Genomic DNA, 17,725 nt, shown 5'->3' with positions numbered 1-17,725 from the left:
GGGAGAACCTCCGGGGTTGGGCTCAGTCGCGCGCGGAGAGGACGATGTTGCCGGTCTCCGTGATCGCGATCGTGTGCTCCATGTGCGCGCCGCGCGAGCCGTCGCGGCTGCGGAGCGTCCAGCCGTCCTTGTCGGTGTAGATCTCGTCGGTGCTCTGCAGGAACCACGGCTCGATCGCGACGACCAGGCCCGGGCGCAGCGGGTAGCCGCGGCCGGCGCGCCCGTCGTTGGCGATGTGCGGGTCGCCGTGCATGGTGCGGCCGACGCCGTGGCCGCCGAAGTCGGTGTTGATGCTGAGCCCCTCGGCGCGGGCGACCGCGGCGATGGCGGCTGAGATGTCGCCGATCTTCTTACCCGGCTGCGCGGCGGCGATGCCGGCCTCGAGCGCGCGGGTCGTGGTGTCGACGAGCTTCAGGTCCTCGGGGCGGGGCGTGCCGACGGCGACGGTGATCGCGGAGTCGGCGACCCAGCCGTCGACGGAGGCGGCGAAGTCCAGGGTCAGCAGGTCGCCGTCGCGCAGGCGGTAGTCGAAGGGGAGGCCGTGCAGCACGGCGTCGTTCACCGACGTGCAGATTACCTTGCCGAACGGGCTGGCGCCGAACGAGGGGTGGTAGTCGATGTAGCAGGACTCCGCGCCGGCCGAGCGGATCATGTCGTGGGCGAGGCGGTCGAGCTCGAGCAGGTTGACGCCCACGGCGGCCGCGGCGGACGTCGCCTTCAGCACCTCGGCGACGAAGCGGCCGGCCGGGCGCATCTCCTCGATCTCGGCGGGTGTGCGCAGCTCGATCATGCTGATCCTCTCGGGGGTCGCTGAGGCGTTCTTCAGCGGTCGTGGGTACCGTCGGTGCATGCGCACGAGACGGGCTTTCGGTTCCTGGCTGTACCCTGCGGCGGTCGTCCTGCCGCTCTGGATCCTCCTGGGGTACGGACTCTTCGGAGGATCGAGCGGCTGGACCGTGCTCGGCCTGGTCATCGCCCTCCCCATTCTGGCGGTCGCTCTGGCCGTCGTCGCGAGCGTCGTGGCGTTTCGGGTGACCGTGCGGCCCTCGCGGACCCCCGCCTGGGGCGACGTGGCGGCGCTCGGCGCCTGGCACGTCTCGCTGATCGCCTTCGGCTTCTTCCCTCCCGGGGCGTGGGCGCTCGGCCTGCTCTCGATCCTCCTGGGCGTCGTCGCCTTCACCCACTCCGTCTGGCGCTTCTTCACGGACGCGCGCGCGACGCTCCTCGCGTTCGCCGCGGCCGCAGAGGTGCAGGCCCAGGGCGGCCCGCAGCCGCAGCCGGTGACGGACGAGCGCTTCGACCCGGACCGCCCCCAGGACGGCCAGACGATCGTCCTCTGAGGCCGCGCGCCGGGCTCGCGGCGCCTCCGACTCCGCCGCCGAGTCCTCGAAAGTTGCGGTAGTCGAGCGCGACTACCGCAACTTCTGCGTAGCGGCGAGAATCCGGCCGGCCCGCCGCTTTGACGCCGGCTCCGGCGCCATGGCAGAATGAGCGCTTGTGCCTCGCGCAGGCTCTGCCACAGGGGAGCCGCGACGACGTGGGCACGACCGACTTCCATCAACGAAACGGTGTTCGACCTGTGGCGGGCACGGAGAGCGATACAGCATGCACATCCTCGACTCACTCGATGCGGCGTCACTCCGCACCGACATCCCCGAGTTCCGCGCCGGCGACACCGTCAAGGTGCACGTCAACATCGTCGAGGGCACCCGCTCGCGCATCCAGATCTTCCAGGGCGTCGTCATCGGCCGCTCGAACGAGGGCGTCCGCGAGACCTTCACGGTCCGCAAGGTCAGCTTCCAGGTCGGCGTCGAGCGCACCTTCCCGGTCCACTCCCCGGTGATCGACCACATCGAGGTCGTCACCCGCGGTGACGTGCGTCGCGCGAAGCTCTACTACCTCCGCAACCTCCGCGGCAAGAAGGCGAAGATCAAGGAGAAGCGCGACTCCTGAGCGGCGTCCGCACAGCGATTCCCGGACCCCGGCCCATCTATGATGGACCGGGGTCCGACCCTTTTCCGGGGCGGTACGACCCGGTGATCCACAGACCGGCGCGGCACCGCGCGGGTCGACCACAGTAGGGGCCACGGCACGCGATGACAGACAGCACGGCCCCCGTGACCCTCCCGCACGACGGCGGCCGCCACTCCGCCGATCCGGACGGCGAGCACCGCCCGCGCCGTCGCCGACGGGGGGTGCTCCTCTTCCTCCGCGACGTGCTGATCATCGTCGTCGTCGCCGTGCTGGTGTCCTTCCTCGTCAAGACGTTCCTGATCCGCTCGTTCTACATCCCGTCCTCCTCGATGGAGCAGACGCTGGTCGAGAACGACCGCATCCTCGTGAACGAGCTGGTCCCCGGGGTCGTCCCGATCTCGCGCGGCGACGTGGTCGTCTTCCGCGATCCGGGCGGCTGGCTCTCGCCGACCACCGAGCCCGAGGTCCCCGCGTTCCAGGCCGCCATCGACTCCGCCCTCGCGCTCGTCGGCCTCACCGCGCCCGACAGCAACGACCACCTGATCAAGCGTGTCATCGGCCTGCCCGGCGATCACGTCACCTGCTGCACGCCGCTCGGCCAGGTCGAGATCAACGGCAATCCGATCTCGGAGCCGTACGTGAAGCTCCCCGACGGCGTCCAGGCGGTCTCGGCGACCCCGTTCGACGTGGTCGTGCCCGAGGGCTCGCTCTGGGTGATGGGCGACAACCGCTACAACTCCGCCGACTCCCGCTACAACACCGACAAGCCCGGCAATGGCTTCGTGCCGATCGACAACGTCGTCGGCCGCGCGATCCTGGTCACCTGGCCGGTGCAGCAGTGGGCCTGGCTCGACGACTACCCCTCGGTGTTCCGTGGCGTCGACACCGAGGCGTCCGACGAGCAGTCGGAGGACGACCGGGCCAGCGCGGGCGGGCGCTAGGTGGTCGTCGCCGACCCGGACCTCCGCGAGGAGCGCCGGCTCTTCCGTCAGGGCTTCGAGAGCGTCATCGGCTGCGACGAGGTCGGCCGCGGCGCGATCGCCGGACCGGTCTCCGTCGGCGTCGTCGCGATCGGCTCGCGCTGCGGCCGCTTCCCGGAGGGCCTGCGCGACTCGAAGATGCTCGCCCCCGCCCGTCGCGAGGCGCTGCTGCCCGGCGTGGTGAAGTGGGTGTCCGGCTGGGCGATCGGCGAGTCCTCCGCCGACGAGATCGACGACACCGGGATCATCGCCGGCCTCGGCCGCGCCGCCTCGCGCGGCATCGAGCGCCTCGTCGACCAGGGCGTGGAGCTGTCGCGCGCCGTCGTCCTGCTGGACGGCAAGCACGACTGGCTGACGCCCGCGCTCGGCCCGTGGGCGGCGGAGCTGACGATCGTCACCCGGATCAAGGCCGACCGCGACTGCGCCTCCGTCTCGGCCGCCTCCGTGCTGGCGAAGGTCGGCCGCGACGGCCAGATGGTGCGCCACCACGACGACTTCGCCGACTACGCCTGGGACAGCAACAAGGGCTACGGCAGTGCCGCGCACTGGGCCGGCCTCGACCGCGTGGGGCCGTCGCCGCTGCACCGGGTGACCTGGCTGTCGCGCTCGCGCGAGGCCGGAGTCGACGCCGTCTCCGCCTAGGGCGGTCCCGGCGCCGGGCGGTGTCGCGTAGAATCGACGGACGATGGATGAGGACGAGTTCGAGGACTACGACCGCGAGGTCGAGCTGGCACTGTACCGGGAGTACCGCGACGTCGTCTCGCAGTTCTCGTACGTCGTCGAGACCGAGCGGCGCTTCTACCTCGCCAACGAGGTCGAGCTGGTCCGCCGCGACACCGAGCACGACTTCTACTTCGAGCTGACCATGCGCGACGTGTGGGTCTGGGACGTCTACCGCTCCGACCGCTTCGTGAAGTCCGTCCGCGTCCTCACCTTCAAGGACGTCAACGTCGAGGAGCTCTCCCGCAAGGAGTTCGAGCTCCCGAAAGAGCTCGCCCTCGACGAGTAGGGCCTTCGGCTCGTTCTCTCCGGGTTGAGGAGCGCTTCCAGCGCACACTCCCCCCTGCCGAGGAGCGCTTGCAGCGCTTCATTCTCCGGCTGAGGAGCGCTTGCAGCGCACTCTTCCCTCCGCTGATCGAGTAGCGGTGGCGCTCATCGAAACCTCGCAGACGGACGTCGCTGACGGCTCTTCCCTCGCGACGCCGCCGGCACCACCCATGCTGGTCGAGTAGCCGCCGAAGGTGGCGTATCGAGACCCACCCTCACAAGGGGCCGGCAGCGGCTGGTCTCACGATTCCGGCATGCATCACGCACCGCCCGGCCTTCATGCTGGTCGAGTAGCCGCCGCTGGCGGCGTGTCGAGACCCACTGTCGACGGACGATCCCGCGCCGATCGACGCCGCCGGGCCCGCCCTCCACAGCTCCGGATTCCCCGCTCCCTCCCCAGTTCTGCCGCCGCTCGCCCCGTGCCCCTTCTCCCTCCGCGACCCTTCCGCAAGGAGGTTCTGCATGGACAAGGACGAGTTGGGCCGTCGCGGTGAGGAGATCGCTGCGGCGCATCTGAGGGAGCGCGGTTTCGAGATCCTCGACCGCAATTGGCGGGTGCGGGAGGGGGAGTTGGACATCGTGGCGCGGGAGGGTTCGGCGCTGGTGGTGGTGGAGGTGAAGACGCGGTCGTCGACGCGGTTCGGGTTGCCGATCGAGGCGATCACGCGGGTGAAGGCGCAGCGGTTGCGGCGGCTCGCATATGCGTGGGCTCGGGAGCACGACGAGCGTTCGCGGCACCTGCGGATCGACGCGGTCGGGATCGTCGCGCCGGAGGGTGTGCCGTCTCAGGTGCGGCATGTGCGGGCGGTGGCGTGATGGGGCTGGGGCGGACGTCCGCGGTCGGTCTGGTCGGCTTCACCGGTGCCGTCGTGGGCGTGGAGGCGCATTCGGCGGACGGCACTCCGGGGATGGTGATCATCGGTCTGCCGGATGCGGCGCTGTCGCAGGCGAAGGAGCGGGTGCGGTCGGCGGCGATCAACTCGGGGAGCGGGATCGCGGAGTACAAGATGACGGTGAACCTGTCGCCGGCGGCGATGCCCAAGCACGGGTCCGCGTTCGACCTCGCGATCGGGCTCGCGGCGCTGGCGGCGCTGGGGGAGGTGAACCGGGAATCGGTCGCGGCGGTCGTGCACATCGGCGAGCTCGGGCTCGACGGGCGACTGCAGTCGGTGCCGGGAGTGCTGCCCGCGGTACTCGCCGCGGCGCGGGCCGGCCGATACAGGGTGATGGTGCCTGAGGACGACCGGCTCGAGGCGGAGCTGGTCGAAGGAGTCGACGTGATCCCGGTCTCCTCCCTGGCGGCGGCCGCCGTCTGGCACGGGGCGGAGTGGGACGTGCCGGTCCTGCCGGAGCGCTCTACTGCGCCTCCTGCCGCTCGTGAACCGGAGTCCCGGCTCGACTTCGCGGACGTGATCGGCAACGAGGAGGCGGCGTCCGCGATGGTCGCCGCAGCGGCGGGCGGTCACCATGTGTTCCTCCTGGGTCCGCCCGGTGCGGGGAAGACGATGCTCGCCTCGCGCCTGCCCGGCATCCTGCCGGATCTCGACGACGAGGCGGCACTCGAGGCGACCTGCATGCGTTCCCTGGTCGGGGAGCACACCGGCGGGACACTGGTGAGGCGTCCGCCCTTCGAGAGTCCGCATCACTCCGCCTCCGCTGCCGCGATCGTCGGCGGAGGCAGCGGGAGGATCCGCCCGGGAGCCGTCTCACGCGCGACCCGCGGGGTCCTCTTCCTGGACGAGGCTCCGGAGTTCTCCGCCGTCGCCCTCGACGCGCTGCGGCAGCCGCTCGAGTCGGGCGTGATCCGCATCCACCGCGCGAACGTGATGGCGGAGTTCCCGGCCCGCGTGCAGCTGGTGCTCGCGGCGAACCCGTGCCCCTGCGGGCGCCACGGCATCCGGGGCGAGATCTGCTCGTGCTCGCCGCCGGTGCGGCGCCGCTACCTGGCGCGGCTGAGCGGTCCGCTGCTCGACCGCGTCGACATCCGGCTGACGGTACGGCGCATCGGGGCGGCACAGCTCGCCGTCCGTCGCGACGAGCCGGGCCTCTCGACGGCGCAGGCTCGTGCCCGAGTGGTCGCCGCGCGTGCTCGCGCTCGGGCGCGTCTGGCAGGCACCCCCTGGTCGGTGAACGCCGAGGTCGACGGCGCGTGGCTCCGCGCGAGCCCGCAGCGCCCGACCGCCCGGGAGTCGAGCACCCTCGACCTGGCCCTGGAGCGCGGGCTGGTGACGATGCGCGGCTACGACCGCGTGCTCCGCCTCGCCTGGACGCTCGCCGACCTCGACGAGGTCGACCGCCCCGCTGCGAGCCACCTCGCCCGCGCACTGATTCTGCGGGGAGCGGGCTCGTGACGGCCGTCGCCGAGCTCTTCGACCGGACCGAGATGCGCCTCGCGCGGCGGCTGCTTGCCGAGGACAGCGAGTCCGATCCGGTGGAGGCGCTCGCGCGCGCGGCGTGGTCGTCGCTCGCCGAACCGGGCGATGCGGTGGCCGGGACGCTGATCGAGCGATTCGGCTCCGGCGGCGCGCTCGCACACGTCGTGGGGACGGCGTCGGCGGGGGAGATCCTCGCGGAGTCGGCAGCGGACGTGCGCCGGAGGGGGACCGGATGCGCGGATGACGCTGCCGCGGAGACCGGCCGCTCCGAGAACTCGTTCGACTCGACAGGCGACGGAGAGAGCGACGGGGACGACTCCCGCAGCGGAACGCGGGTCCTCGCCGCAGGTCTGGCGCGCTGGCGCGCCCGGGTCGACAGGGCCCTGCTCCTCCGCCGCCTGGAGATCGCGCACCGTCTCGACGCGCGCCTGCTGCTGCCGGGCTGCGACGGCTGGCCGCCGCCGCTGGCCGATCTGGGGGAGCACGCGCCGTTCGTGCTCTGGAGCCGCGGCGATCCGCTCGCCCTCGCCGCTCCGCATCGGCTGGCCGTCGTCGGGGCCCGCGCCGCGACCGGCTACGGCGAGCACGTCGCCGCGGACCTCGCCGCCGGCACCGCCGAGCGCGGCGTCCTCATCGTCTCCGGAGCCGCCTTCGGGATCGATGCGGTCGCACACAAGGCCGCCCTCGGTGCGGGTGGCAGCACGGTCGCCTTCCTCGCCGGCGGTTCGGACCGGCTCTACCCGACGGCGCACACCGACCTCCTGCACCGCGTGATCGCGACGCCCGGCTGCTCGGTCGTGACGGAGGTACCGCCGGGCACCACGCCGACGCGCTGGCGCTTCCTGCACCAGAAGTAGAGTTGTGCGTATGACAAAGCGTGCTGTCCTCTACGTCCGTCAGTCCCTCGACCGCGAGGAGGGCGTCGACCGGCAGCTTGCGCGGTGCACCGAGATGGCGGAGCGCCAGGGCTGGACCGTCGTGCATACCTACCGAGACAACGACGTCTCCGCCACCAAGCCCCGGGGTCCTGGCACCGCCTGGGCCGACATGCTCGACGGTGCGGCAGCGGGTGCCTTCGATGTCGTCGTGGCAACAGACATGGACCGACTCCTCAGGGGCATCCGAGACCTCCTCACACTCATCGATGCCGGAGTGGCGGTCACGACCATCGATGGCGAGATCAACCTCGCGACGGCGGACGGGCAGCTCCGCGCGACGATGCTCGCAGGCATGGCGAGGTTCGAGACGGCCCGCAAGTCAGAGCGCCAGAAGCGAGCGAACGAGTCCCGTCGTGCTCAGGGTCGGCCGACCCCGGGAAAGCGCCGCTATGGCTATCAGACGGATGGCTGCACCCCTGTCGAGGAGGAGGCCGTGACCGTGCGCGAGGTGTTCGACCGGGTAGAGAAGGGCCATAGCCTGCGCGGCATCGCCCGCGACCTCACGGCCCGTGGCGTACCTTCAGCGACGATGAAGAGCTGGACGCCAGGTCGACTCCGCGACATCCTGAACCGTCCTCACTACGCCGGTCAGGCCCTCGTGGAAGGTGTTCTCACCGAGTCGAAGTGGATCACCCCCGTCGTCACTCCTGAGCGAGCTGAACGAGTGCGGACGATCCTGGCCGACCCTGGACGTCGGACCACTCCCGGCCCCGGGACGAAGCACCTGATGAGTGGGCTCGCTCTCTGCGACATCTGCGGTACCAAGCTTTTCTTCTCCCGCGGCTACCTCTGCAAGGCGGACACCTCGCATGGTCAGATTCAGAAGAAGTTTTTGGATCCGCTCGTCATCCGGGAGGTAGTGAAAGGGCTGATGTTTGCACCGGGCGGGAGCGTGCAGACGGGGGAGTCGCTCGCAACCATCCTTGCCGAGCTGGAGGCCAACCATGCCCTCGTGAGCGACACCTACTCCGAGCGCGACGAGGGCTTGCTCCCTCCCGCTGTCGCCCGTGTGCGGCTCCTAAAGTTCAAGGACGACCGGGAAGCCATCGAGGCCCGGATCGAGGCGCAGAGGGCCGCACAGGCGTCCTCCGGCATCCTGGGCCAGCTTCGAGCAGAACTTTGGGTGCCGGGTCAGGTCGACCTCAACAAGATGGTCGAGATCGGTGCACGGGTTGAGGAGCGATTCCACGGGCTCAGCCTCGATGAGCAGCGCGAGCTTGTGCGCACTCTGCTCGATGTCCGAGTGGCGAAGGGCCGGGGGAGTGAACGTGTGAAGATCCGGCACTTGGTGGCGACGAGCCTGGACGAAGAAGACTGGTCGCTGGTCGGGCCTGAGCCGCGCACTATTTCTTGATTTGAGCCGGCTCACTTGTTGGCCCGAAGGCTAACAAGTCCAGGTCGAAAGATCCCCCCGCCGCGACTCGATGTTCTAGACTTTTTTCGGGTTCCCACGGGACGCACTCCCTTCTTGGTCGTCGGAGAGTGCGTCCCTTTTCTCTGCGCACCGGAACGTCGCGTCGGTTTGGTTGCTAGTAGGGAGGACAGCGCGCTCGGGGCTGTCACGAACCTCGGAGACGACCACGATGACGACCACCTCGACCACCCCCGCGACGGCCCCTCGCGCCCTTGATGAAGTACTAGAACGTACTCCTGCAGGGAGGAGCATCTACGACCAGGAGTGGGCAGCTAGAAATGACCTCCAGAAGCTGAGCCAGAGCCTCCAGCCCACGAGTAAGAACGACTGGGTCCCTTCGTGCGGCAAGAAGTTCAAGAACCCTTCCTACAGGAAGTACTCGGACGGCACCGTGTCCAAGCCGAGGCAGCTCCGATGTCATAATCTCCTCCGATGCCCGGCCTGTGCCGCACGAGCTACGGCACCCCAGGCGAAGGCACTTGGTGACGCCCTACAGGCGCTCCCCGGACTGCTGGTGTTCCTCACTGCAACTATCGCCCACACCTCAACGACACCGGCTTCTGAACAGCTTCAGCGCTTCGCCACCGTGTGGTCGAACCTCTCGCGCGGCCGTGCTTACGCTGCCCTTCGGAAGAAGTATGCGCTTGCCGCCTCCTATCGCACCGCTGAGGCCACCTGGACCGTGCAAGAGGGCTTTCATGTCCACCATCACCTCATCGTGATTCTTGATTCTGACGCCCAGGTGGAGGCATTCCGCAACGATTGGCTCGCCCTCTGGTGCGGCACGGCTAAGAAGCTCGGCTTCTACGCGAGTCCGAGCGCGCAGGATGTTCGTCCCGTCGAGCGATCAGAGGCCCGTGTAGCGGCCCAGTATTTAACCAAGCTCCGATTCCCCGTCAATGCCCTGGAACGGGCCGCACAGGGCGACGCAGCCGCTGCTAGAGCCTGGACCGAGTGGTGCGCGGCTGTCGCTGATCTTCGCACTCGTTCAACTCAGCCGACAGGGGTCCTGAGGGATTGGAACAAGCGCGCGCCTGCGCCGAAGGTCATCGAGGAGGTGCAGGTCAACGCCGAGGTCGCGCTGGTGATGCAGGAAGCCGACCCTGCGCTGATTGACGCTGTGACGGAGACGCTGAGGGTGCGTGGAGCCGTGGCGGCGGTCGAGCTGCTACGGCTCCACGGCTATCCAGCGAAGGCGATCGTGCACCGCCGCACTGTGTGGGGTCGGCTCCGCGACCTGCTGTCGAGGCGGAGGCCGCCTTCATGAATCTGATCGTCTGAGATCTCTTCTCAAGAATTCTCGCTTCGAACCGGCGCATGGCCGCCCAGCCTCGTATAACAAGAAACGGACCAAGCTCGGGCCCACTAGAAGGAGAACTTCATGACCCACCGCCACCAGCTCAACGGAAACCCTCACTCGGAGGACGGGACCGACTTCGCGGCGCTCTTCGCACGAGGCTCTCAGATTCGTGCCCGTATCGACGCTCTTCGCGGGAGCGGCCCGGACTACGGCGAGGAGGACGAGATCACGGCGCTTCAATGCGAACTGGAGGCCCTCTTCAGTCCTCGAACTGACCCCGCGTGACCCTCTAGGAGACAACATGATTCAAAACGACATTTTCAAGACGATTTCGGAACGGGCTGACCTAACCGAAGAAAGAGACCTCGATCGACTTTGGACGGCCGTCACCGAGATGGTTTCTCCAAGCACCGTCGCCACTAGTGAGCGAATCGAGAGGGCGGTGGGTAGATGCTACGCCTCACGCACTCGACTTGTGCGGAATCTCACCCAGAAGGAAGTAGAAGCCGCCACAGGTCGAAAGGCAGAGAGTTCAACGGATGCCACCTCGGAATTGGACTCGCCGAAGTTCGGCCGACAGGAAGATCTGCGCCCTGAACACCTCGCACCCTTCAAGCTCCGCGCGGCCCGTACACTGGCGCGTCAGTTGAACGTGCCGGAGCCTTGGATCGTTGATCTTCGAAAGAAAATGGCACGGCAGAGACAGACCGACCAGAAGATTGCACAGCGCGCCACAAAGGATGCAAGGAATGCAGCGATCGCGTCGGTTCGATAGACTTATGACATGCCCCGCGCCTGCACCATTTGTACCTCCGATCGCCGTAATGACGCAGAGCGCGCCTACTTCGAGGGTCGGTCGATTCGAGGAGTAGCGGCAGACTTGGGTTTTTCTGGTAGCTCAGCCGCACGGCACTTCACGAATCATGTCCGAGATTCTTTCTCTGCTCTCAGTGCAATCGAAAGTGCGGCAACGGTAGCTAACTTTGCAGGCCACGTCAGGTCGCTCATCGCAGATGCGGCCCAAGTGCGGGAGCGTGCGGCCGTTGCTGGCGATGATGCTCTCCGACTCCGCGCTATCAAAACGGAAGCCGACCTGATCGCAGTCCTTTCCGATCGCCTTGGGATTCAGGATGAGTCAGCAGAGGACGACCTCGCCAACGCCGATGCACTACGCCGCGCAGTCGCCTATAGCGTCGGCAATGGTGCTCTCTCGGGCGACGGCCTGGACATCTTTCTTCACCACTACGCGGATGCAGGCGCGCCCGAGCAAGACCTCGCCAGCCTTCGCTCACTCGCAAGCCGCGCCATCACCCGACCGACCGCCCTGGAGGCAACGTCATGACGATCTCGAACCTCGCCCCGTCCGGCCTTGTTGGCACGACCGTGCACGTCCGAAAGGCCGGAACGACTGTTCGGCTTTCAAACAGCTTCATGAGTCCATCGACGGTTTTCGCTCGGGGGGATGAGTTTGTCGTGACCAACGAGGTACTCGAAGCCGGACTCGACAGGAACGGCGCTCTCCCCACGTGGGTCCGTACGCTCGATGACCCGAGCGCCCCGATCGGACGCGGCCCCTGGCCTGACGATGCGTCGAAGTACGTGCGCGGCTCGATTGAGTGGGTAGAGGCCCGCGAGAGTGCTCGCCAGAGGGCTTGGGCACTCCCCGGGCGTGCTGAGCAGGCGGAAGCCCTCCGAGAGGTCGAGCGCGAGTTCGGGCCGTCGATGCCGACTCACAGCGTCATCCAGCGCACACGCGGTGAAGGCGAAGCGCCGCTCCACCGCTGATCTCCCCAGATTCCCTGCCCCTTGTGTTCCCAGGGGGCCAGGGCCGTCGTCCCGATTCGAGCCGGGGCGCAGCCGCTGCCCTCAGCATTCCCCTTCTCCAGGGTGCTGAGGGCAGAGGTGTCTCTAGGGCGAGATCTCGATCGAGTCGTACATAGAGGGACCCTCTTGTGTATGCTCAGCTGATGACCCGCCGCCTTCTCGCCTTCGGCTACATCCGCGTTTCGACCACGGATCAAGTTGAGAACGGGGCGTCACTCGACGCTCAGCGTGCTGCTCTGACCGCAGAGGCGGAACGGCGTGGCTGGGATCTGAAGGTCGTGCCAGACGAAGGGCTCAGCGGGAAGAACCTTCGCCGTCCTGGCCTCCAGGCGGCACTCTCCCACCTCGACAAGGGTCAGGCCGACTTCCTGATGGCAACACGCCTCGACCGTGTGAGCCGCTCAGTAGCCGACTTCGCGGGGATCCTCGACCGGTCCGCTCGCCGCGGTTGGGGGATCGTTCTTCTCGACTCGGGTATCGACACGAGTAACGCGGCAGGCCGCTTCACCGGGAACGTGCTCGCATCAGCCGCTCAGTACGAGCGCGAGCTGATTTCTGTGCGCACCCGGGAGGGTATGGCACAACGCAAGGCGGAAGGCGTCATCTTTGGACGTACGGTCGATCAGAGCTTCCTCTCGACCTATCGCCGCGTGCTCGACCTCCACGCTGCCGGGACCAGCCTCAACGGGATCGCTCGGACTCTCAACGATGAGGGGACGCCGAGCGCCAAGGGCGGGAAGTGGTTCGCCTCGACAGTGAAGGCCATCGTGGAGAGCGAGACAGCGAAGGCCCTCTAGCAACGCTGCTACTCAGGCGTCGGGGTCGCTGATCTGCAGGACCTCGGTAATCACACGAATCTGAGGCCATCTGGGCGCGGTCCAGGCGCAGGACTCGAAGCCTGTGGACTAGAACTGTGTGCAGAAGTTCCGGCAGGGAGGAGCGCCGACGATGACGGCGACACCCCTCCCCGTTCACCAGCTACGCGGACGCGACGCCCTCGAACCACGGGCGGAGGCAACCCGTCCACATCGATCCGTAGCCCTGCGAAACCTTCAACAGGGCGAGCAACGCGTCGAGAACACAACGCAGCCGGGAAACGGTGGAGTCAAGTTTCGTCACGGACGAATCCGTCAAAGCAGACAAAACCGTCACACCGTTGCTACGATGTTCGTAGTTACGCGGAACCCCCGCACGGTTGTTTTTTGACATGAGAGTGTCATTCCTTACTGTTTGGGGAACTGGACGGCAATCCGGCTCCGGGTGACATTGCGAAGTGACGAGCCCCGGCCTTGTGCTGGGGTTTCGTCGTGTTCGGGGCGACACCGATCCGTACTTATCTGGCCGTCTCGGCTGTGCGCTTCCTTAGTCAAGATTGTACTTCCCAACTACGACAGTCACGAAGCTCTCGCCTGCGGGTGGAGCCAGTAGCTGCACCTGAACCTCCCCCAAGGATGCCCTTCGCAAGTCGGTCAGCGGCGGTCTGCGTCTATCAGCGTCGATCTACGGCCGGTTTGTGCCTACATCGGAGGCTTGGACCCCCAGTTCGGGGGCGAGGGCACCTTCTCATTTCCAGTCATGGTCGAAGTCCGTGTCAGATTCGTCGGGCGCGTGATTTCGGCGGAGAAGTCGAAGGTCTCCGTGGTGGAGGAGAAAGAGCGCCACATCGATCTCGCTGCTCAGGCCGCTGAGTCCGGTGCGACGCTAGGGTGCGGCTATGACCAGTCATCGCATCCTTGTGTCGCCCGCCAAGTCGTCGTCTCTCAAGCCGTTCGTAGGAGACGACGAAAAGTTGCAGGACGAACCCAGCTTCGTCGTTGAACGGCTTCGAGATGGTCGGCGCTGGATGGTGTACTGGGCAGCACCCAACCGCTGGAACCTCGTGGAGCTCATTGGGGACGGCCCAGTTCGGCGCGAGGGCGCGGAGATCGGAGAGGTGCTGAAGGAATCGGAGAGCCCGCTCGTTTTCACGGGTCGCCTTCATGCCGAGTCAGCCCGTGGGCATGCCCCCGCGTCGGCCAAGGACAACTTTGAAGAAACGGTCGTCCGGACACTGCTTTGGCCGCTCTAGTCGAGCAGCGCCTCCACCGCCTTAGGCAAGGTCCGACTCGTGTCGATCTTGTTCGGGCTCGCCCCTTGGATGCGCCAGGAGAGGAATGGGGCGTTCGGGATGCCCTCGCGGTACTCGGCGCGCCCGAAGGGTCGAGACTCCGTTCCTCATACACAGGTACCAGAGCGTCGGGTCCTCGGCTGAGCGCCTCCGGACGCCACCCCGGCTCGAGGTTCGGCAGCTCGAAGACGTTCTCAGACGTGCGACGCGACTAGGGACGTCCGCTGACGCCGCGGGGGCCACGTTCGTATCTGTCGAAAACTTCGCACCCCTCCGTACGTGAGGCCCGTCGTGTCGGGGGCTCCAGCTACGCTCCGACACATGGCGGTTTACATGGAGTGCCCTCAACACGGACTCCTCAGGGTCAGGAACTTTCTGGGGTCGAACGCCCGGAGCGTGTCTTACGAGGACGTAGATGCTTCATGCCCGGTGGAGGACTGCCCCTACATGGCCCACGTCCTCGACCTCACCTACGACCGTTCCAGTGGGGAAGAGGTCATCACGGCGACCACGACGGCCGGAGCGGACCAGCTCACGAATCTGAGAAATGTTCTTCAGGAGGCCGAGCGCCTATCGAACGAAGGCGCTGAAACGGCCGTCATCCTCCAGACCCTCGAAAAGAGCATTGCGGAGGAGGCTCCGCAGCTCCTCCCTGCGTTCGAAGCGACCCGAGACCGAGTCTTCGCGCTCGAAGGGAAGTACAGCGGGCAGGCGCCTGGAACTCTCCTCTCCCTCCTGCTCGACGCGCTTGGAGTGCTCATCGCGCTCATTGCTCTCTTCAGCCAGCTCAGCGACGAGAGTGAACAGAGGATCATCAACGAGCAGCAGGAGACGATCAACGAACAGCAGCGGCTCATCGATGAGCAGCAGGAGCTAGACGGCGTGTACCGCAAGCTCGTGGACGAGGCTCTAGAGCAGCGGATCGCTGAGCTTGAAGCCGAACGCCGTGGAGACGGCACACCTCCGTGACGTATAACTTACGTTTCGCCATCGCGCGCATCAACGGGACGACGCCGAACAAGGTCCTCGACGTCGTGCTTCCGAGGTGCGCCGATGGGGCGCCCGGAGCGGGCGACACCGTGTCGCGGGCGGGCTGTCCGACTGTCGCCATCGGCAAGTAGGGCAGCCGGATCGAGGAGATGGGGTCGCAGACCAACGGCGGCCTCGCGAAGCGGGACGCCAAGATTGCTGAGCAAGAAGAGGAGCTGATCGAGCTTCGAGCGGACGCCGCGTGTCAGAAAGGCGCGCATGCCGCGCCAGCGGAGTCAGAAGCTGGCTGAACTGGCTACCGTCAACCCGCGCCCTCATGTCCGCCCGATGCCCCAAGGGCTCGCTAGTGTTCCTTCATGCCGCTTGAACGCAACCCGCCAGACCCGTCACTGAGTGCGTACCGTTACAGTTCGCCACTCCACTTTGTCCGCTTGTTTCTTCCTGACCTTGAAAGTGTGAAGACACACCTGAACCAGAACGCGGGCTCTGTCACTTTGTCGGCGGGCGGAGCAACAACGACGACAGCCGACGACCTGCGTGAGGCTACCCCGTCTGAGTTGAAAGAAGTGGCATTTCTCGCGACCGACCCGCATATGGTCGTGTGGCTCAACAAGAGCTTTGCCTCCATCGACACCTTCGAAGACTCTGACGCCGCAAGGGCCCTTGTCGACTCTACTGCGGGCCTGTTGCGCGAAACATATGGGCGTTCCTTTCTCGCGGCCTATGTGAGCATATTGAAGTTTTTCGCAATTGGGCTCTCATTTAGCTTCGGTTTTGCGGGACTTCTCACTCTTAGCTTAGGGCTTGACACTCAGATCAAAGAGTCCGAAGTTGCGTTTGCATTTGCCCTTTGCGTCTTCATCCTTGTAGCTCTAGGTGTGATAACGACCTACCTTGCGCGGCAGGTCTGGGCGAGGGGGAGTGCGAAGATCACGCCCTCAACGAGAGATGAGCACCGGCGGTCGGGTAAGAGTACGACGACGCTGGTCTGGTCGACCATCGGTGCTGCTGTAGTGACAGGGGTCATCACCTACTTCGTTACGATCGCAACAATCGCCGCTGGCTGAGGGCTGATAGGAAGAGCAGCAGGACGACGCGCCGTTAGGAGGAGCCGGAAGCTGTCGGGCCCGATGATCAAACGCCAGGCGGTCCGTCAGACCACCTGGCAACTTCACTCGAAGGAGCAGAAGATTCGGGAGCTCCAAGCCGCGCTGGACGAGGCTCAGAAAGCCATGTCGCCGACCGCCTCGGGACGTTACGCGGCCTGAGTGTTCTCGCCGCCCCCGTCCGCTTCAGACAACTGCATTGCCGCCAAAACGAAATACTCCCGCCTAGCTGTAGAAGCATCGAGTGTCCCCCTGAGCCAGGGAGGGCCTACCGACTGAAGTGCCGCCATGGCCTTGGTGGCGTCGATGAAGCTCTTGACCGTCAGAGCGTTTCCTACATCGACCACAACGTCGGCAAGTGGCTCAGTGTCGCCTTGAAGCAGACTGGTTAGCCGAAACTCGGACACCTGTAGATCCTGTCTGAGCGAATACGTCAGCTTCTCGTCGTGGTCGCGCCGGGCGATGAGAAGCTGATACCCGATCTCCTGGAAGCCCCACATCTTCTCTCGCACCGCATCTGCCTGCAATCGCTTCCGCTCGTTGCGATCCAGAAGCGCTGGCACGAAGACGGTGCCCGCAATGCTCCCGAGGAAGCCGACGAGCGGTCCGCCGAGAGCGATGACAGCGATGAGCACGGTCTCAGACATGGCCAGACTCTAGCCGTGCCACAGCCGGACGTCGCACTCCAGAAGGGCGCGCACGCCGCGACTGGCGGCACCCCGACCGCCTGCCCTAGCTACGTTCGACTCGAGCCCCGGGAGCACCCGTCGCGCCGGGGGCTCTGTCACGCCCGGTCCGGAAACTCTCGGGCGATTTGCTCAAAGATCTGGGGCACGACGTCCAGGATTCTGCCTCGGGTGTATGGGATGTACTGGAGCCCGTCCATGTTGGAGAAGCTCACCGTCCCTTCCTCTACGAGGAGTGCCACTCGTTCGAAGCCGTGGCGACCCTGGAAGAGCCCGGTCTCGTGCACGACGTTTTGGCGCGCCCTCATCGTGGTGTCTGCCTGTTCATCCTCAGCGGTGTAGACGAGCACAGCAAAGTTCGATGTGTCGAGAAGATCTTTCAGGATGTTTTGGATCCCAAGACCAGACCTCGGCCGACTTTCGAACGTTTGAACTGAGTATCTTCTCTCTAGCTCGGTGACTACGATGCGCCACGAGTCAGAGGTTCCGCCATGCCCCAGGAAGATCGAGGGCGTTTCACTCGGGCGGGGAAGCATCCCTTCCTGTGCGGCCATCTCAGCGATCACCGAAATTTGGTCGTAGACCTCAGCCTCGATCGTGGCGTCGATGTTTGAGAGTCCATGCGAGTACACCCGAACGTACAGACTCTGCGGTTGAGTATCCGTCGAGTTCGAGCCGATGTATAGGTAAGCGTCCAATGCATCCCACGGAGCGGCAAGGGCATCCAAATCGGCGAACGAATTATATGTACGCGTGACGTTCCCCACTGTGACCTGAAGTCGAAGGGCAGTGAGCCCTTCAACTGTGGCGGCGTGTCTCTCGTGTGAGTACTCGTTGGCGTCAGGGTAGGCCGCGAGATGCTTAGTCGCGCGCCTGGCCGTCACTTCGTTGACGACTGTGTGCAAAATTTCCTTCACTCGCTCCAGAGGAAACTTCGAGCCCGCAAAGTCCACCCGCTCTGAAACGTTTGCCATCTCCCCACTC

21 protein-coding genes are annotated in these 17,725 nt (G+C 66.1%); 18 read left to right on the top strand and 3 right to left on the bottom strand.

Features of this window, described 5'->3' with window-relative positions; all coding sequences use genetic code 11:
* Positions 1–22 precede the first annotated feature (22 nt).
* Positions 23–790, bottom strand: coding sequence for a type I methionyl aminopeptidase (gene map / locus MT353_RS12550; protein ID WP_123445720.1), 768 nt, complete (start codon positions 788–790; stop codon positions 23–25).
* Between the two features lie 58 nt (positions 791–848).
* Between map and MT353_RS12545 the strand changes: the two genes are divergently transcribed.
* The 18 genes from MT353_RS12545 to MT353_RS12460 all read left to right on the top strand — a co-directional run bounded on the left by MT353_RS12545 (position 849) and on the right by MT353_RS12460 (position 16,016).
* Positions 849–1,340 (top strand): hypothetical protein, encoded by a 492-nt coding sequence (locus MT353_RS12545; RefSeq protein ID WP_123445721.1) that lies wholly within the window; start codon positions 849–851, stop codon positions 1,338–1,340.
* Positions 1,341–1,605: 265 nt separating this feature from the next.
* On the top strand, positions 1,606–1,953 hold the full coding sequence (rplS, locus tag MT353_RS12540) for a 50S ribosomal protein L19 (protein ID WP_123445722.1): 348 nt from the start codon (positions 1,606–1,608) through the stop codon (positions 1,951–1,953).
* A 143-nt stretch (positions 1,954–2,096) separates the two neighbouring features.
* A complete protein-coding gene (lepB, locus tag MT353_RS12535; protein WP_123736852.1) occupies positions 2,097–2,915 on the top strand; it encodes a signal peptidase I in 819 nt (272 codons plus the stop codon).
* Positions 2,916–3,596, top strand: coding sequence for a ribonuclease HII (locus MT353_RS12530; RefSeq protein WP_243624671.1), 681 nt, complete (start codon positions 2,916–2,918; stop codon positions 3,594–3,596).
* 43 nt (positions 3,597–3,639) lie between these two features.
* Positions 3,640–3,963 carry a DUF2469 family protein gene (locus MT353_RS12525; protein ID WP_056044100.1) on the top strand — a complete coding sequence of 108 codons (324 nt, stop codon included), beginning with the start codon at positions 3,640–3,642 and terminating at the stop codon, positions 3,961–3,963.
* Between the two features lie 500 nt (positions 3,964–4,463).
* Positions 4,464–4,817, top strand: coding sequence for a YraN family protein (locus tag MT353_RS12520; RefSeq protein WP_243624670.1), 354 nt, complete (start codon positions 4,464–4,466; stop codon positions 4,815–4,817).
* Positions 4,817–6,352 (top strand): YifB family Mg chelatase-like AAA ATPase, encoded by a 1,536-nt coding sequence (locus MT353_RS12515; protein WP_243624669.1) that lies wholly within the window; start codon positions 4,817–4,819, stop codon positions 6,350–6,352. Before MT353_RS12520 ends, MT353_RS12515 begins: the two co-directional genes overlap by 1 nt.
* Complete coding sequence (locus MT353_RS12510) at positions 6,349–7,233, top strand: DNA-processing protein DprA (protein ID WP_243624668.1); 885 nt, start codon at positions 6,349–6,351, stop codon at positions 7,231–7,233. Before MT353_RS12515 ends, MT353_RS12510 begins: the two co-directional genes overlap by 4 nt.
* A gap of 10 nt (positions 7,234–7,243) precedes the next feature.
* Positions 7,244–8,668, top strand: a complete 1,425-nt coding sequence (locus MT353_RS12505; protein ID WP_243624667.1) for a recombinase family protein — start codon at positions 7,244–7,246, stop codon at positions 8,666–8,668.
* A 574-nt stretch (positions 8,669–9,242) separates the two neighbouring features.
* On the top strand, positions 9,243–9,995 hold the full coding sequence (locus MT353_RS12500; protein ID WP_243624666.1) for a hypothetical protein: 753 nt from the start codon (positions 9,243–9,245) through the stop codon (positions 9,993–9,995).
* A gap of 114 nt (positions 9,996–10,109) precedes the next feature.
* Positions 10,110–10,313 carry a hypothetical protein gene (locus tag MT353_RS12495; protein WP_243624665.1) on the top strand — a complete coding sequence of 68 codons (204 nt, stop codon included), beginning with the start codon at positions 10,110–10,112 and terminating at the stop codon, positions 10,311–10,313.
* Between the two features lie 16 nt (positions 10,314–10,329).
* On the top strand, positions 10,330–10,803 hold the full coding sequence (locus tag MT353_RS12490; RefSeq protein ID WP_243624664.1) for a hypothetical protein: 474 nt from the start codon (positions 10,330–10,332) through the stop codon (positions 10,801–10,803).
* Positions 10,804–10,812: 9 nt separating this feature from the next.
* The gene (locus MT353_RS12485) at positions 10,813–11,370 is read left to right on the top strand and encodes a hypothetical protein (RefSeq protein WP_243624663.1); all 558 of its coding nucleotides are present in this window, start codon (positions 10,813–10,815) and stop codon (positions 11,368–11,370) included.
* The gene (locus MT353_RS12480) at positions 11,367–11,813 is read left to right on the top strand and encodes a hypothetical protein (RefSeq protein WP_243624662.1); all 447 of its coding nucleotides are present in this window, start codon (positions 11,367–11,369) and stop codon (positions 11,811–11,813) included. Before MT353_RS12485 ends, MT353_RS12480 begins: the two co-directional genes overlap by 4 nt.
* A 182-nt stretch (positions 11,814–11,995) precedes the next feature.
* On the top strand, positions 11,996–12,649 hold the full coding sequence (locus tag MT353_RS12475) for a recombinase family protein (RefSeq protein WP_243624661.1): 654 nt from the start codon (positions 11,996–11,998) through the stop codon (positions 12,647–12,649).
* Positions 12,650–13,566: 917 nt separating this feature from the next.
* Positions 13,567–13,920, top strand: coding sequence for a hypothetical protein (locus tag MT353_RS12470; protein WP_243624660.1), 354 nt, complete (start codon positions 13,567–13,569; stop codon positions 13,918–13,920).
* A gap of 360 nt (positions 13,921–14,280) precedes the next feature.
* The gene (locus MT353_RS12465) at positions 14,281–14,928 is read left to right on the top strand and encodes a hypothetical protein (protein ID WP_243624659.1); all 648 of its coding nucleotides are present in this window, start codon (positions 14,281–14,283) and stop codon (positions 14,926–14,928) included.
* A 377-nt stretch (positions 14,929–15,305) separates the two neighbouring features.
* A complete protein-coding gene (locus MT353_RS12460) occupies positions 15,306–16,016 on the top strand; it encodes a hypothetical protein (RefSeq protein WP_243624658.1) in 711 nt (236 codons plus the stop codon).
* A gap of 188 nt (positions 16,017–16,204) precedes the next feature.
* On the opposite strand, the gene MT353_RS12455 is transcribed toward MT353_RS12460, so the two are convergent.
* Together MT353_RS12455 and MT353_RS12450 are read right to left on the bottom strand one after the other, a co-directional pair.
* The gene (locus MT353_RS12455) at positions 16,205–16,702 is read right to left on the bottom strand and encodes a hypothetical protein (RefSeq protein ID WP_243624657.1); all 498 of its coding nucleotides are present in this window, start codon (positions 16,700–16,702) and stop codon (positions 16,205–16,207) included.
* A gap of 137 nt (positions 16,703–16,839) precedes the next feature.
* Positions 16,840–17,715 carry a TIR domain-containing protein gene (locus tag MT353_RS12450; protein WP_243624656.1) on the bottom strand — a complete coding sequence of 292 codons (876 nt, stop codon included), beginning with the start codon at positions 17,713–17,715 and terminating at the stop codon, positions 16,840–16,842.
* Positions 17,716–17,725: the final 10 nt, after the last annotated feature.

The sequence above is a fragment of the Rathayibacter sp. VKM Ac-2927 genome (genome assembly GCF_022815525.1).
Lineage (GTDB): Bacteria > Actinomycetota > Actinomycetes > Actinomycetales > Microbacteriaceae > Rathayibacter > Rathayibacter festucae.
The sequence above is the reverse complement of the archived record's forward strand: the minus strand, read 5'-3'. Positions and strand labels throughout refer to the sequence as shown.

Coding starts and splice junctions, on each gene's coding strand:
- MT353_RS12525 (WP_056044100.1), top strand. CDS start 3,640: ATGGATGAGGACGAGTTCGAGGACTACGACCGCGAGGTCGAGCTGGCA.
- MT353_RS12480 (WP_243624662.1), top strand. CDS start 11,367: ATGACGATCTCGAACCTCGCCCCGTCCGGCCTTGTTGGCACGACCGTG.
- MT353_RS12545 (WP_123445721.1), top strand. CDS start 849: ATGCGCACGAGACGGGCTTTCGGTTCCTGGCTGTACCCTGCGGCGGTC.
- MT353_RS12520 (WP_243624670.1), top strand. CDS start 4,464: ATGGACAAGGACGAGTTGGGCCGTCGCGGTGAGGAGATCGCTGCGGCG.
- MT353_RS12515 (WP_243624669.1), top strand. CDS start 4,817: ATGGGGCTGGGGCGGACGTCCGCGGTCGGTCTGGTCGGCTTCACCGGT.
- MT353_RS12505 (WP_243624667.1), top strand. CDS start 7,244: ATGACAAAGCGTGCTGTCCTCTACGTCCGTCAGTCCCTCGACCGCGAG.
- MT353_RS12470 (WP_243624660.1), top strand. CDS start 13,567: ATGACCAGTCATCGCATCCTTGTGTCGCCCGCCAAGTCGTCGTCTCTC.
- lepB (WP_123736852.1), top strand. CDS start 2,097: ATGACAGACAGCACGGCCCCCGTGACCCTCCCGCACGACGGCGGCCGC.
- MT353_RS12460 (WP_243624658.1), top strand. CDS start 15,306: ATGCCGCTTGAACGCAACCCGCCAGACCCGTCACTGAGTGCGTACCGT.
- MT353_RS12450 (WP_243624656.1), bottom strand. CDS start 17,715: ATGGCAAACGTTTCAGAGCGGGTGGACTTTGCGGGCTCGAAGTTTCCT.
- MT353_RS12495 (WP_243624665.1), top strand. CDS start 10,110: ATGACCCACCGCCACCAGCTCAACGGAAACCCTCACTCGGAGGACGGG.
- MT353_RS12490 (WP_243624664.1), top strand. CDS start 10,330: ATGATTCAAAACGACATTTTCAAGACGATTTCGGAACGGGCTGACCTA.
- rplS (WP_123445722.1), top strand. CDS start 1,606: ATGCACATCCTCGACTCACTCGATGCGGCGTCACTCCGCACCGACATC.
- MT353_RS12465 (WP_243624659.1), top strand. CDS start 14,281: ATGGCGGTTTACATGGAGTGCCCTCAACACGGACTCCTCAGGGTCAGG.
- MT353_RS12455 (WP_243624657.1), bottom strand. CDS start 16,702: ATGTCTGAGACCGTGCTCATCGCTGTCATCGCTCTCGGCGGACCGCTC.
- MT353_RS12485 (WP_243624663.1), top strand. CDS start 10,813: ATGCCCCGCGCCTGCACCATTTGTACCTCCGATCGCCGTAATGACGCA.
- MT353_RS12475 (WP_243624661.1), top strand. CDS start 11,996: ATGACCCGCCGCCTTCTCGCCTTCGGCTACATCCGCGTTTCGACCACG.
- map (WP_123445720.1), bottom strand. CDS start 790: ATGATCGAGCTGCGCACACCCGCCGAGATCGAGGAGATGCGCCCGGCC.